Source organism: Pseudomonas lopnurensis (genome assembly GCF_015070855.1).
Lineage (GTDB): Bacteria > Pseudomonadota > Gammaproteobacteria > Pseudomonadales > Pseudomonadaceae > Stutzerimonas > Stutzerimonas lopnurensis.
The window spans coordinates 1-14217 of record NZ_JADDIX010000001.1; the positions used below are offsets into that span (position 1 = coordinate 1).

Here is a 14217-nt window from a genome sequence, read left to right on the forward strand (position 1 = left end):
GGGGCTGCACCCTGTTTGCTGCGCGACAGCGCTGCGACGAAGACGCGCGGGCGCCTCCTACAAAAAGCGTCCCGTGCCATGGCCACGGAGTGGACAAAAGCCTTATCTGATCGGCATCACAGCCACGCCCCGCCCTACTGCTCCCGCTCCATGCGGATTTCGACCAGGCGGCCGTCGATGAAGCGCAGGTGGTAGTTCGCGCCATTTCGCGGGCCGTAGATCCAGCGGTCGATCCTGACGGCGCCCGGTTGCACGACACCGTCGCTGCGCAGCGCCGGCCCTTCGGATGTCTGGCTGTCGGCGGGGCCGCACTTGGCCTCGACCTTTTCGCGGGTATCATCCAGCTGAACCAGACGGGTGCCACACCTCATGGAGGCCTCGGCAGCGGCGCCGAACAGCGCGCCGGCCAGCAGGATCACCGCGGTCGTCTTGCTTCCCATGCATCCTTCCCTCGCATGCAGCGCCTCGGCGCTTGGCCCGCAGATCTTAGCGCGGTTCCACGGCCGTTCAGCGCTTCTTGGCCGGCTTCGTCCCACCCAGGCTCGGCACCTTGCGGATCGGCCGGGCGTTGGGCTTTTCGCTCTCGTCGAACCAGTTGCCGAGGTGGATCTTGCCCTTGCCGGGCACGTCCTTGGGCTTTTTCGCTTTCTTCGGTTTCTTGACGATCTGCCCGCCGAGGGTGGTGGTCGGTACGCGGTGGTCCGGCACGAAGCCCGGCTCGTCGTGGCGCGGCAACACCTGCCTGATCAGGGTTTCGATGGCGGCGAGCTGGTCGACCTCGTCGGCGCTGACCAGGGAAACCGCTTCCCCCGTGGCGCCGGCGCGGCCGGTGCGGCCGATGCGGTGCACGTAGTCCTCGGCGACGATCGGCAGGTCGAAGTTGACCACCTGTGGCAGGTCGTGGATGTCCAGCCCACGCGCGGCCACGTCGGTGGCCACCAGGATGCGCACCTCACCGGCCTTGAAACGCTCCAGCGCACGCAGGCGCGAGGCCTGGGGTTTGTCGCCGTGGATCGCGTCGCTGGCAATCCCCTGCGCCTGCAGCTCGTCCACCAGTTGATCGACGCCCTTGCGCGTCTTGACGAACACCAGCACCTGGCCCCAGCGCTTTTCCGCCAGCAGGTGCAGGAACAGTTCGCTCTTGCGCTTCTTGTCCACCGGCACCAGCCATTGCTTGACCGTCTTCGCCGCGGCGTTGCGCGGGCTGACCTCGATGGACGCCGGATCGCGCAGCAGCTCGCGGGCCATCTGGCGAATGGCATCGGAGAAGGTCGCGGAGAACAGCAGGGTCTGGCGCTTTTTCGGCAGGGCAGCGAACAGCTGGTCCAGCTCATCGGCGAAGCCCAGGTCGAGCATGCGGTCGGCCTCGTCGAGCACCAGCGCCTGCAGCTGGGTGAAGCCGACGGCGTTCTGCCGGTAGAGATCGAGCAGCCGGCCGGGGGTCGCCACCAGCACGTCGATGCCCTTGCGCAGCGCCATCATCTGCGGGTTGATGCTGACGCCGCCATACACCGCGTAGGTGCGCAGCGGCAGGTTCTGCCCGTAGGCGCGAAAGCTCTCGTGGACCTGCTCGGCCAGCTCGCGGGTCGGCACCAGCACCAGCGCGCGCACCGAGTTGCTCGCCACCCGGGCGCCTTCCAGGGTCAGGCGCTGCAACAGCGGCAGGGCGAAGCCGGCGGTCTTGCCGGTGCCGGTCTGCGCCGCCGCCATCAGGTCGCGGCCCTTGAGCACGGCGGGAATGGCCTCGGCCTGGACTGGCGTCGGCGTGCGGTAGTCGAGGGTGTCCAGGGTCCGCAACAGCGGATCGATCAGGCCCAGGGAGGCGAAGGTCATGGCAGGCTCGCAGCCGGTTCGGCGGGTTGGAAAGCGGCGAATTCTAGCAGCTGGCAGGCAATGGCCGCGCGCCGTGCTGCTCTGTGGACAATCGCAGCGGACGGGACAGATTGCCATTCGGAAGGGACAGTGGGGATGGACACGCGTTGTAGCCTCGCAATTACGGTATTACAGTCCGATCCCACGAACAGCAAGCAGCGCAGCACCCTGAAAGCCATTTTCACCAAGCCGGTGCCGAGCACGCTCGAGTGGGCCCGTATCGAGTCCCTGTGCGTAGCGGCCGGAGCCAGGATCATCTAGGGCAACGGCTCGCGTGTGCGCTTCGAGCTGGACGGCGTGGTCGGCACTTTTCATCGGCCACATCCCGACAAGGAGGCCAAGCCGTACCAGGTCCGCGATGCCCGGGCTTTCCTCGAACAAGCAGGAGTTACCCCATGAACGCAATGACCTACAGAGGCTATGCCGCCCGCATCGAGTACAGCGACGAAGACGGCCTGTTCGTCGGTCACATCGCGGGGATTCGTGATGTGGTGGGCTTTCATGGTGAGACGGTTCGGGAGTTGCGCGCGGCCTTCGCGGAGGCTGTGGACGATTATCTGGAGACGTGCAACAAGCTGAACCGCAAGCCCCAGAAGCCCTACTCGGGCAAGCTCAGCCTTCGCCTCGAGCCGGAGCTGCATGCCTCCGTCGCCCTGAAGGCCGAGCTGTCGAACAAGAGCATCAATCAGTGGGTGGCCGAGGTTCTCGGCCGGGAAGCGCACGCCTGACGGCCTGCCGCCAAGTCCCGCGGCCAGCAACCGCACTGTGAAAAAGGGCGCCGAAGCGCCCCCTCGACCGACCTCGCATCAGATATGGAAGCGGTCCACCCGCTGCTTCAGGCGCCGGGCCTGCTGATCGAGATCGCCGCAGGCGCGCAGGGTCGATTGCAGGTTCTCCACGCCTTGCCGGTTCGCGTGCCGATCTCGGATGTCCATGTTCCGCGACTCGATCACCGAGGTCCGTTCTTCGGTGGCGGTGGCCACCGACTGGTTCATGCCGTCGATCTCGCCGATGCGCTGCGTAGTATCGCCCTCATCGTTCGCCTGAACCGAAACGGCCGGTCTCGGCGCGCCCGTGAATCGCCTCAGCGCCCTGCCAGCGCCGGCATCACCCGCGGCCGCAGCAGCTCGCCGACCACCGTGAGCGCACCGATGGCGCCGGCGATCCAGTACCAGCGCGCCAACGGGTCGAAGCCCAGCCAGCCCAGGGCATGCAGGAACACCATGAGGATCAGCACCGGGCAGACGTAGCGCACCATGAACAGCCACAGCGCGTAGCCCAGCGGCGGCAGGTTCAGCTCGTCGCGCATGATTTCGCTGCGCAGTGCGTAGCCGGCCAGCAGCACGATGAAGATCCCACCCAGCGGCATCATCCAGCGCGAGGTCAGGTAATCCAGCCAGTCGAAGAAGTTCTTGCCCATCGGCGTCCAGCCCGACAGCAGGTTGAACGAGAGCATCGCCAGCAGGCTGATCAGCAGCAGCACCACGCCGGAACCGATGGCCGCCCTGATCCGCGAGATGCCGTGCTTCTCGTTGAGGTAGGCGACGGTGGCCTCGATCATGGAGATCGCCGAGGTCAGCGCGGCGATCGACACCATGGCGAAGAACAGCACGCCGAAGGCGGTGCCGAACGGCATCTGCTGGAAGGCCAGCGGCAGGCTCATGAAGATCAGGCCGGGGCCGGCGGTCGGGTCCATGCCGTTGGCGAAGATGATCGGGAAGATCGCCAGGCCTGCCAGCAGCGCCACGCAGGTATCGGCGATGGCGACCATGAAGGTGGTGCGAGCAATGGACTGGTCATCCGGGATGTACGAGCCGTAGGTGAGGATCGCGCCGGACGCCAGGCTGAGGGTGAAGAACGCGTGGCCGAGGGCCGCCAGCAGCGCTTCGCCGGTGATCTTCGAGGTATCGAAGCTGAACAGAAAGGCGAAGCCCTGATCGAAGCCGCCGCTGGTGACCGCGTAACCCACGAGGATCAGCAGCAGCACGGCCAGGCCCGGCATCATCCAGCGCACCGCGTTCTCGATGCCCTTCTGCACGCCCTTGGCTACGATCCACAGCGTCAGCAATGCCACCAGCAGGCTCCAGCCACCGAGTTCCCACGGGTTGGCATTGTGCGCCTCGAACACGCCACCGAGCGCCTCGACGCTGGTCGCGGTCAGCGAGCCGTCGAGCATCTTCAGCGTATAGGCGAAGGCCCAGCCGGCGACCACCACGTAGAAGCAGAGGATCAGGAAGCCGGCCGTCATGGCCATGCCACCCACCGCCTTCCACAGCGGGTTGCCGTTGTTCTCGCGGACCACCCGGCCGATGGCGTCGATCGGGCTGCCACGGCCGCGGCGGCCGATGGCGATCTCGCACATCATCACCGGCACGCCGATGGCCAGGATGCACAGCAGGTACATCAATACGAAGGCACCACCGCCGAATTCGCCGGTGATGTAGGGGAATTTCCAGATATTGCCCAGGCCCACGGCGGAGCCGGTTGCCGCGAGGATGAAGCCCCAGCGCGACAGCCAGAGGTTCTTCGGTTTTTCACGAGTCATACGTCACCTGTTTGTTGTTATCTGTGACGGGGTCGGGACCACCGCAGAGCGCGGCGGCGCAAGGCGGATTCGGTCGTTCATCGAGCGTCGGGCTGCACCTCCGGCGCGGCCTGCTGGAAGGCCGGGAGCGTCTCGCAGCGCGCAACCATCTCGAGAATGCGTGGATACGCCGCGAGGTCACAGGCAAAACGGCGCGCATTGTATACCTGCGGAACCAGGCACGCCTCCAGATAACCTGGCCGGTTGGTCAGCGAAAGCTTGTCACCAAGGGTTTCCAGGCCCTGCTCCAGCGCGGCCAGCCCCTGCGCGACCCAGTGCCGATACCAGGCACTCTTCGCCTCGTCGCCGATACCCAGCTCGCCGGTGAGGTACTGCAACACCCGCAGGTTGTTCAGCGGATGGATTTCGCAGGCGATGTGCAGCGCCAGCGAGCGTACCTGGGCGCGCTCGACCGGATCGGCCGGCAGCAGCGTCGGCACCGGGAACACCTCGTCGAGGTATTCCAGGATCGCCAGCGACTGGCTGATGCGCGCCCCGCCGTTGACTTCATCCACCAGCAGCGGCACCAGCTCCTGGGGGTTGAGCGCGCGGTATTCGGCGCCATGCTGCTGACCGCCATCCTTGAGCAGATGCACCGGCACCTGCCGATAGGCCAGGCCCTTGAGGTTCAGCGCGATGCGCACCCGGTAGGCGGCGCTGGAGCGCCAGTAGCCGTAGAGTTTCAACATTCGGAATCACCCTGAGCCGCAGGGTGGAAAACCGCGAAGCGTTTTCCACCGATACGGCTCCCCAGAAAATGTCGCACTGGCCATGCCAACCAATGGTGGATCGATAAAGCGTGATCCACCCTACGCGTCATATTTCTCTACCTGCTGGTCGATGGCGCCGAAGATGCTCTGCCCGTTGGCGTCGAACATCTCGATGCGCACCCGGTCGCCGAACTTGAGGAACGGCGTCTTCGCCTCGCCGTGCTCGATCACCTCGAGCATGCGCTTCTCGGCCAGGCAGGAGGAACCGGCGCTGCGGTCGTAGTTCGACACCGTGCCCGAGCCGATGAGGGTGCCGGCGCCCAGCGGACGGGTGCGCGCCGCGTGGGCGACCAGGGTTGGGAAGTCGAAGGTCATGTCGGTGCCGGCATCCGGCTGGCCGAACAGCTCGCCGTTGATGTGCGAGACCAAAGGCCGGTGCACCTTGCCATCACGCCAGGTTTCGCCCAGCTCGTCCGGGGTCACCGCCACCGGCGAGAAGCTCGACGACGGCTTGCTCTGGTAGAAGCCGAAGCCCTTGGCCAGCTCACCGGGGATCAGGTTGCGCAGCGACACGTCGTTGACCAGCATCAGCAGTTGGATATGCGCAGCGGCCTCGGCCGGCATCGCGCCCATCGGCACGTCGTCGGTGATCACCGCCAGCTCGCCTTCCAGGTCGATGCCCCAGGCCTCGTCGGCCAGCCGAATCGGGCTGTGCGGCGGGATAAAGGCGTCGGCGCCGCCCTGGTACATCAGCGGATCGTGCCAGAAGGATTCCGGCATCTCGGCGCCGCGCGCCTTGCGCACCAGCTCGACGTGATTGACGTAGGCGCTGCCGTCGGCCCAGTGATAGGCGCGCGGCAGCGGGCTGTGGCAGGCGGTCTGGTCGAAGGCGAAGGCGCCCGCCTCCAGCCCGTCGTTGAGGCGCTGGTAGATGGCCTCGAGCTTGGGCTTGCAGTAGTGCCAGTCGTCCAGCGCGGCCTGCAGGGTGGCGGCAATCTGCGGCACCTTGACCGCGCGAGCCAGATCACGGGAGACGACGACCAGCACGCCGTCACGGCCCTGATTCAGTGATGCGAGTTTCATAAGCAGCTTCCATCGCTATCTATGTAGGAGCCGGCTTGCCGGCGATGCTTTCCAGCCTGATCGCCGGCAAGGACTCGGCGTCCCACAGGTTCGTTCAGTCCGGTTTTCCCGGCGCACGCCAGGAGTTCACGTATTCGGCCACTTCCACCGCTGCGGCGGCCTCGCCGACTTCCAGCGCGCGGCGGGTGTCGATCATCACCGCCACCTCGTCGGCGAAGGTCGCCGGGTCGGTGCTCGCCTTCTTCAGCGCCTTCGGATGCGGACCATGGGGGAAGCCGCAGGGGTGGAACGTCACCATGCCCTGCTCGATGTTGTCGCGGCTGAAGAAGTTGCCACGGTGGTAGAACAGCACCTCGTCGTAGTCGTCGTTGTTGTGGAAGAACGGCACCTTCAGCGCACCCGGATCGGATTCCACCGGCCGCGGGGTGAAGGTGCAGACCACGAAGCCGCTGGCGACGAAGGTGGTGTGCGCCGACGGCGGCAGGTGGTAGCGATGGCTCATCAGCGGGCGGATGTCGCGCCAGTTGAGCCGCACCACGGTGTTGTCGCCATGCCAGCCGACCACGTCCAGCGGGTTGTAGGGATAGGTCAGGGTGCTGATCTGGTTGCGCCGCTTGATGCGGATCTGCCAGGGGTTCTCGTCCTGCTGCGCGCGGAAGGCGTCGTCCAGCCGCGGATGGTCGAGCACCGCGGCGTCGAAGATCGCGTGTGGGCCGACCAGGCCCTTGTCCGGCAACTGGTAGGCGCCGTCGGTATTCTCGATCAGCAGCAGGAACGTCGGCTGGCTCGCCTCGATGCGCCAGGCGGTGCCGCGCGGGATCACCAAGTAATCGCCGTCGCGAAATTCCAGGTGGCCGAAATCGCAGTAGAAGTGCCCGGCGCCCTCATGGACGAACAGCAGCTCGTCGCCGTCGGCGTTGCGCACCAGATGGCGCATGGCGCCGTTGGTTTTCCACAGGCGCAGCTTGACGTCGGCGTTGTGCAGCGCCAGCGGCGCCTCGAGCGGGCAGTCGCGCTCGCTGGCGATCCGGTTGAAGTCGAAGGCGTGCGGGCGCAGCGGGCCCTGCCAGTCGATCCAGCCGGTCGGCGGATGCTTGTGATGCAGGTGCGAAGCCGGGCCGAAGAAGCCTTCGCGGCCCATTTCGCGCTCGTAGGTGCCCTGCGGAAAATCGCAGTGCGCCTGACGCGAGCATTCACCCTCGCGGATGGGGAAACCGATCCATTTGCGGCTCATGTGGCTCTCCTCGTGATACCGCGTGATTCAGCGGCGGTGCGGTAGGTGCCGATACGTAGGGTGGAAGACTGCGAAGCATCTTCCACGCGTCTGAACCGGGTCGGCCCCCGTGCGGGCTCGTTGTTCCCGCGATACGCGTGGATGTGCTTCGCGACATCCACCCTACGTAGTCGCACCTCGGCGCCGGACTTACTCGCCCGCCTGGATCACGCCGCGGCGCAATTGGTCTTCCTCGATGGATTCGAACAGCGCCTTGAAGTTGCCCTCGCCGAAGCCCTGGTTGCCCTTGCGCTGGATGATTTCGAAGAAGATCGGGCCGATCACCGTGTTGGTGAAGATCTGCAGGAGGATGCCGTCATCGCCCGACGTACCGACGCCCGGCGCTCCGTCGATCAGCAGGTTCAGCTCGCGCAGCACGTCGGTGGGCTCGCCATGGCCGGCGACGCGGGTGTCGACCTTCTCGTAGTAGGTGTCCGGGGTGGTCATGAAGTCCACGCCGTTGGCACGCAGGCGGCGGACGGTCTCGTAGATGTCGTCGGTGGAGAGCGCGATGTGCTGGATGCCCTCGCCGTGGTATTCGCGGATGAATTCCTCGATCTGCGACTTGTCGTCGGCCGACTCGTTGATCGGGATGCGGATCTTGCCGCAGGGTGCGGTCATGGCACGGGAGAACAGCCCGGTCAGCTTGCCCTCGATGTCGAAGTAGCGAATCTCGCGGAAGTTGGCGATGCGCTCGTAGAAGCCGGACCAGACGTCCATCTGCCCGCGCTTGACGTTGTGGGTCAGGTGATCGATGCACATCAGGCCGACGGCGTTGTCGTTCGGCGTGCGGCCTTCGATGTATTCGAAGTCGACGTCGTAGATGCTCTTGTCGCCGTAGCGATCGACCAGATACAGCAGCGAGCCGCCGATGCCTTCGACGCAGGGGATGTTCAGCTCGCCGAAGTTGGCGTGGCTGCCGACCAGCCTGGCGCCCTGGGATTCGACGTAGGCCGCGGCCTGGGCGGCGTTCTTCACCCGGAAGGCCATGGCGCAGGCGCTCGGCCCGTGCTTCTCGGCGAAGGCGTGAACATGCCCGGCGGGGCTGCCGTTGAGCACGATGTTGATGTCGTGCTGCTGGAACAGCCATACCTGCTTGGAGCGGTGCTTGGCGGTTTCGGTGAAGCCCATCTGGGTGAACAGCGTGCGCAACTGCTCGATGCCTTCGGCATTCGGCGCGGTGAATTCGACGAACTCGAAGCCGTCGGTGCCGATGGGGTTGTGCTGCTCGATCTTGTTCACGGCGTTCATCTCGCCTCCTGATTATTGTTGTGGATTACCGCTGCACGGCTTGGCTGGGCCCATCACACCCCAGCGCGGCACGCCGGACAATCCCGATTCCAGGCCCCGGCGGGTCGCGATGCCGGGCGGGGCGTCAGCTTTTCCTTACAGCAGCGTACGGGGCGCAAAACTTGGCCCGGCGGCTTGCCAGGCGTAACGAAAAGCTGACAGCCCGGTGCGGCAGGGTGCCGCAGTGTTCGAACGACCGAATGAATTCGGCCCTACAGGTGGTGCTTTCGGGCCCGCTGCCAAACCGTAGGGCCGAACTTGTTCGGCCTGAGCTTCGTCTGCTGCTGGCCGGCGGCGCTGGAAAAGCGCTTCGCGGGTTTTTTCACACTACGAGCAAGGACATCGACCACCTGCGCAGGGTGGGCAACGGCGAAGCCTTGCCCGCGCGGCTGCCCGCGCCTGTCAGGAAGCCTGGCGCTGGAACGCTTCGGGCCGCGACTCGCCGCCGGCCTGCAGGCGTTCCAGCGCAAGGCGGTCGGCGATCAGCGAGGTCGGCACATCGCTGGCCGCGCTGCGGATGAAGATCTCGCGCAGGGTGTCGCCGATGCCATTGACGTGCGCATCGATCTGCGCCGCGCTGCCGCCGTTGCGCTGGTAGTAGACGTCGATGATGCCGCCGGCGTTGATCGCGTAGTCCGGCGCGTAGAGCTGGTTGCGCCGTTGCAGCTCGACGCCGATCGCGGCCGTGGCCAGCTGGTTGTTCGCCGCACCGGCGATCACCGGCGCGCGCAGCACCGCGAGGGTCTGCTCGTTGAGGATGCCGCCCATGGCGCAGGGCGCGAACACGTCCACGTCCAGGCCGTAGATGTCCTGCGGGCGCACCACCTTGGCGCCCAACTCGTCCATCGCCTGCTTGACGTTGGCATCGAAGATGTCCGCCACCCACAGTTCGGCGCCGGCCGCCTTCAAATGCCGCGCCAGGCCCAGGCCGACATGGCCGACGCCCTGGATCGCCACCTTCAGCCCCGCCAGGTCGTCACGGCCGAGGCGCTGGCGCACCGCTTCCCTGAGGCCAACGAACGCGCCGTAGGCGGTGGACGGCGACGGGTCGCCGCTGGCGACGCTGCCGTCCAGCGTGGTACGCGGGGTGGCGCCGACCACGTGGCGGGTACGCTGGGCGAAGGCCTGCATCTCGGCATCGCCGGTGCCGGAATCGGCGGCGGTGATGTAGCGCCCTCCGAGGCTGTCGACGAAATCGCCCATGGCGTGCAGCAACGCCTGGCTCTTGCCGGTGTGCGGGTCGCCGATGATCACCGCCTTGCCGCCGCCGAGCTTGAGCCCGGCCAGCGAGGATTTCAGCGTCATCCCACGCGACAGGCGCAGCACGTCGCGCAGGGCGTCGTCGTCATTGGCATAGGGGAACATCCGGCAGCCGCCCAGCGCCGGACCGAGCCGCGTGTCGTGGACGGCGATGATGGCTTTCAGACCCGACGCCTGGTCATGGCAGAAGACCACCTGTTCGTGGCGGTCGAAGTCGGGATGGGAAAAGACGGACATTTGGCTTACCTCGTTCCTGTTGGTCTGGTGGCCTGCCATGGGCAGGGCCTTCTTGTCGGGTTTCACCGGGACGATGGCCCGGTGTGTTCAGCTGGGCGTTGACGCGGCGCGCCGTGCCCTGGCGATGGGCTGAAGCCCACCCTACGGGGCGTGCGGCTGCATTTCGTAGGGTGGGCTTCAGCCCACCAGGAGCAGCCCTCCGGCTACCGAGCCCTCCGCCCGCCGAGCTGCGCCAGTTACGCCGCCGGCTGGAACAGCCGCACGCTCTGCACCTCGTCGCCCTTGGCCAGTTGTTCGCGCAAGAGCTTCTCCTGCTGGCGGGCCTTGCCGATGGAACGCTCCTTCAACGGGCCGTAACCGCGAATCAGCTCCGGCAGCGCGGCGATGGCCACGGCGGTGCGGTAGTTGGTCGGTTTGAGCTGGGCCAGCAGTTCGTCCAGGGTCTTCTCGTAGTCGGCGATCAGTTGGCGCTCGACGCGGCGGTCGTGGCCATAGCCGAACGGATCGAGTGGCGTGCCGCGCAGAAAACGCAGTTTCGCCAGCACGCCGAAGGCCCCGAGCATCCATGGCCCGAACTCGCGCTTGCGCGGCTCGCCGGTGACGGCGTCGCGCTTGGCCAGCCAGGCCGGGGCGAGGTGGAACTGCAACCGGTAGTCGCCCTCGAACTGCGCCTCGAGCTGCTGGCGGAAGTCCGGCTCGCTGTAGAGGCGCGCCACCTCGTACTCGTCCTTGTACGCGAGGAGCTTGAAGTAGTAGCGGGCGACGGCCTTGGACAGCGCCAGATCATCGGCGTTATCGGCCTCGCGCACCCGCTCCACCAGCTGGCGATAGCGGCGCGCCAGCCCGGCGTTCTGGTAGCGGGTGAGGAAGTCCACGCGCCAGTCGACGATTTCTTCCAGGGTCTTGCAGATTGGTCCGGCCAGGCTTGGCTCGGCTGTCTCGGCCGGTTTGGCCAGCTGCTCCACCGCCTCGCGCTCGAGCACCGCGCGGCGACCCCAGCGGAAGGCCTGCAGGTTCAGCTCGGCGGAAACGCCGTTCAGGGTGATGGCCTTCTCGATGGCCTCGGCGCTGATCGGCAGCAGCCCCTGCTGATAGGCGAAGCCGAGCAGGAACAGGTTGGTGGCGATGCTGTCGCCGAGCAACCGCGTGGCCAGGTGGGTGGCATCGACGAAATGGGTCTTCTCCGCGCCGACCGCAGCGCTGATGGCCTGGCGCATGGCCGCGCCGGGCACCTGGGCGTCGGGGTTGCGGGTGAACTCGGCAGTGGCGGACTCGTGGCTGTTGACCACGGCGTTGCTGATCCGCTCGTTGAGGCGGGTCAGCGATTCGTCGCCGGCCGCCACCACCAGGTCGCAGCCGAGCAGCAGGTCGGCCTCGCCGGCGGCGATGCGCACGGCGTAGATGTCGTCTTGCCGGGCGGCGATGCGCACATGGGTGGTCACCGGGCCGAATTTCTGCGCCAGACCGGCCTGGTCGAGCACGGTGCAGCCCTTGCCTTCCAGGTGTGCGGCCATGCCGAGCAGCGCGCCAAGGGTAGTCACGCCACTGCCGCCAACGCCGGGGATCAGCACGTTCCACGGCCGCTCCAGCGACGGATGCTGGGGCTCGGGCAACGTCGCCGCCTCGATCCCGCCAGCTACAGCCTCGGGCTTGCGCAGCCCGCCGCCATGCACGGTGACGAAGCTCGGGCAGAAGCCCTCGACGCAGGAGAAATCCTTGTTGCAGGCGCTCTGGTCGATCTCGCGCTTGCGCCCCAGCTCGGTTTCCAGCGGCAGCACCGCCAGGCAGTTGGATTTCTCGCCGCAGTCGCCGCAGCCCTCGCACACCGCCGGGTTGATGAAGGCGCGTTTGGCCGGGTCTTCCAGCTTGCCGCGCTTGCGCCGGCGGCGCTTCTCGGTGGCGCAGGTCTGATCGTAGATGAGCACCGAGACGCCCTTGAACTCGCGCAGCTCGCGTTGCACGGCGTCCAGCTCGCGGCGATGGTGGAAGCTGGTGATCGGCGCGAAGGTGTCGCGGCTCGGGTACTTGTCCGGCTCGTCGCTGACCAGCGCGATGCGCTTGACGCCCTCGTGATAGATCTGCCGGCTGAGCTGGTCGACGCGCAGCTCGCCGTCGATCGGCTGGCCACCGGTCATGGCCACCGCGTCGTTGTAGAGGATCTTGAAGGTGATGTTGACGCCGGCCGCCACTGCCGCACGCACCGCCAGGCTACCGGAGTGGAAGTAGGTGCCGTCGCCGAGGTTCTGGAACATGTGCGGGGTGTCGGTGAACGGCGCCTGGCCGATCCAGTTGACGCCCTCGCCGCCCATCTGGGTGAAGGTCTCGGTGCGCCGGTCCATCCACTGCACCATGTAGTGGCAGCCGATACCGGCCGAGGCGCGGCTGCCCTCCGGCACCTTGGTCGAGCTGTTGTGCGGGCAACCGGAGCAGTAGTGCGGGGTGCGCACGGTGTCGTAGCTGCGTGCGGCCAGAGCCTTCTCCTTGGCGTCGAGAAAGGCCAGGCGAGTCTGGATGCTGTCGCTGGTGTAGATCGGCGCGAGGCGCTTGGCGATCACCCGGGCGATCATCGCCGGGGTCAGTTCGGAGAGGTTCGGCAGCAGCGAATTGCCCTGCTCGTCGAACTCGCCAACCACCCGCGGGCGCTTGTCCACCGGCCAGTTGTAGAGCTGCCCGGTGAGCTGGTCCTCGAGGATGCTGCGTTTTTCCTCGACCACCAGGATTTCATCCAGGCCCTGGGCGAACTCGTGCACCGAGACCGGCTCCAGCGGCCAGCTCATGCCGACCTTGAGCACGCGCAGGCCGACCCGGGCGCACAGCGCTTCGTCCAGGCCCAGGTCATCCAGCGCCTGGCGCACGTCGAGATACGACTTGCCGGTGGTGATGATGCCCAGGCGCGGGTTGGGCGAATCGAGCATCACCCGGTTGAGGTGGTTGGCGCGGGCGAAGGCGCGCGCGGCGTAGATCTTGAACAGGTTGAGGCGTTTTTCCTGGGCCAGCGGCGGGTCGGGCCAGCGGATGTGCACGCCATCCTCGGGCAGTTGGAAATCCTCGGGGATGCGCGTCTGCACCCGCAGCGGGTCGACTTCCACCACGGCCGAGGAATCGACGTTCTCGGCGATGGTCTTCAGCGCCACCCAGCAGCCGGAGTAGCGCGACAGCTCCCAGCCGATGATGCCGTAGTCGAGGATTTCCTGGACGTTGGCCGGATTCAATACGGGTATGGAAGCGGCGATGAAGGCGTGCTCGCTCTGGTGCGGCAGCGTCGAGGACTTGCAGCCGTGGTCATCGCCGGCCAGCAGCAATACGCCGCCGTGGGGCGAGACGCCCGCCGCGTTGCCGTGCTTGAACACGTCGCCGGAGCGGTCGACGCCCGGCCCCTTGCCGTACCACAGGGCGAACACGCCGTCGTACTTGGCGCCGGGGAACAGGTTGGTTTGCTGGCTGCCCCACACCGCGGTGGCGGCCAGTTCTTCGTTGACGCCCGGCTGGAAGTGGATGGCGTGCTGCTTGAGGTAGTCGCGCGCGTCCCAGAGGCTCTTGTCCAGCCCGCCCAACGGCGAGCCGCGATAGCCGGAAATGAAGCCACCGGTGTTCAGCCCGCGGGCCTGGTCACGCTGGTGCTGCAGCATCGGCAGGCGGGTCAGCGCCTGGGTGCCGGTGAGGTACAGATGACCGGTTGCGAGCCGGTACTTGTCGTCCAGACGGATCTCGGCCAGAGACATGGGGCGCTCCTGTTTGTTGTTATCGGAGTCAGGGTGGCGTTGTTCGCTACCCGCCTGATGCGGTCGTGGGCAGCCGCACGGAAGCTGTCCCACGCCGGCGATCGGCAGGGGGTCGCCCCGCCGTCGCGTGTCGATTAACAGGCTGTTGAAAAACTACCTGCGTTGCCATCGCGGCGTTAAAAACAG

Annotated in this window: 10 protein-coding genes and 2 pseudogenes; 2 read left to right on the forward strand and 10 right to left on the reverse strand. The window is 66.6% G+C overall.

Annotation, left to right across the window (positions count from 1 at the left end; all coding sequences use genetic code 11):
• Window positions 1–134 precede the first annotated feature (134 nt).
• Window positions 135–440 carry a DUF2845 domain-containing protein gene (locus IN820_RS00005; protein WP_193679012.1) on the reverse strand — a complete coding sequence of 102 codons (306 nt, stop codon included), beginning with the start codon at window positions 438–440 and terminating at the stop codon, window positions 135–137.
• A 67-nt stretch (window positions 441–507) separates the two neighbouring features.
• Entirely contained in the window at window positions 508–1833 is a 1326-nt protein-coding gene (locus IN820_RS00010) for a DEAD/DEAH box helicase (RefSeq protein ID WP_193679013.1), read from the reverse strand.
• 135 nt (window positions 1834–1968) lie between these two features.
• On the opposite strand from IN820_RS00010, the pseudogene IN820_RS22390 reads away from it, so the two are divergent.
• Window positions 1969–2271, forward strand: a pseudogene (locus IN820_RS22390) (type II toxin-antitoxin system HicA family toxin).
• Window positions 2268–2600 carry a type II toxin-antitoxin system HicB family antitoxin gene (locus tag IN820_RS00020; RefSeq protein WP_193679015.1) on the forward strand — a complete coding sequence of 111 codons (333 nt, stop codon included), beginning with the start codon at window positions 2268–2270 and terminating at the stop codon, window positions 2598–2600. The pseudogene IN820_RS22390 and the gene IN820_RS00020 overlap by 4 nt, the downstream one beginning before the upstream one ends.
• 78 nt (window positions 2601–2678) lie before the next feature.
• On the opposite strand, the pseudogene IN820_RS00025 reads toward IN820_RS00020, so the two are convergent.
• From IN820_RS00025 to IN820_RS00060, 8 genes and pseudogenes are all read right to left on the reverse strand, one after another.
• A pseudogene (locus tag IN820_RS00025) lies at window positions 2679–2903 on the reverse strand (chemotaxis protein); the annotation flags it as partial.
• Between the two features lie 53 nt (window positions 2904–2956).
• On the reverse strand, window positions 2957–4417 hold the full coding sequence (locus IN820_RS00030) for a sodium-dependent transporter (protein ID WP_193679016.1): 1461 nt from the start codon (window positions 4415–4417) through the stop codon (window positions 2957–2959).
• A 77-nt stretch (window positions 4418–4494) separates the two neighbouring features.
• Entirely contained in the window at window positions 4495–5145 is a 651-nt protein-coding gene (gene maiA / locus IN820_RS00035) for a maleylacetoacetate isomerase (RefSeq protein ID WP_193679017.1), read from the reverse strand.
• A 120-nt stretch (window positions 5146–5265) separates the two neighbouring features.
• Window positions 5266–6249, reverse strand: coding sequence for a fumarylacetoacetate hydrolase family protein (locus IN820_RS00040; RefSeq protein ID WP_193679018.1), 984 nt, complete (start codon window positions 6247–6249; stop codon window positions 5266–5268).
• A gap of 94 nt (window positions 6250–6343) precedes the next feature.
• Entirely contained in the window at window positions 6344–7483 is a 1140-nt protein-coding gene (locus IN820_RS00045; protein ID WP_193679019.1) for a homogentisate 1,2-dioxygenase, read from the reverse strand.
• A gap of 189 nt (window positions 7484–7672) precedes the next feature.
• Window positions 7673–8773: a 4-hydroxyphenylpyruvate dioxygenase gene (gene hppD / locus IN820_RS00050; protein WP_193679020.1), complete on the reverse strand. Its 1101-nt coding sequence runs from the start codon at window positions 8771–8773 to the stop codon at window positions 7673–7675.
• Window positions 8774–9214: 441 nt separating this feature from the next.
• Window positions 9215–10309, reverse strand: coding sequence for a Glu/Leu/Phe/Val dehydrogenase (locus IN820_RS00055; RefSeq protein WP_193679021.1), 1095 nt, complete (start codon window positions 10307–10309; stop codon window positions 9215–9217).
• 236 nt (window positions 10310–10545) lie between these two features.
• Window positions 10546–14031 carry an indolepyruvate ferredoxin oxidoreductase family protein gene (locus tag IN820_RS00060; protein ID WP_193679022.1) on the reverse strand — a complete coding sequence of 1162 codons (3486 nt, stop codon included), beginning with the start codon at window positions 14029–14031 and terminating at the stop codon, window positions 10546–10548.
• Window positions 14032–14217: the final 186 nt, after the last annotated feature.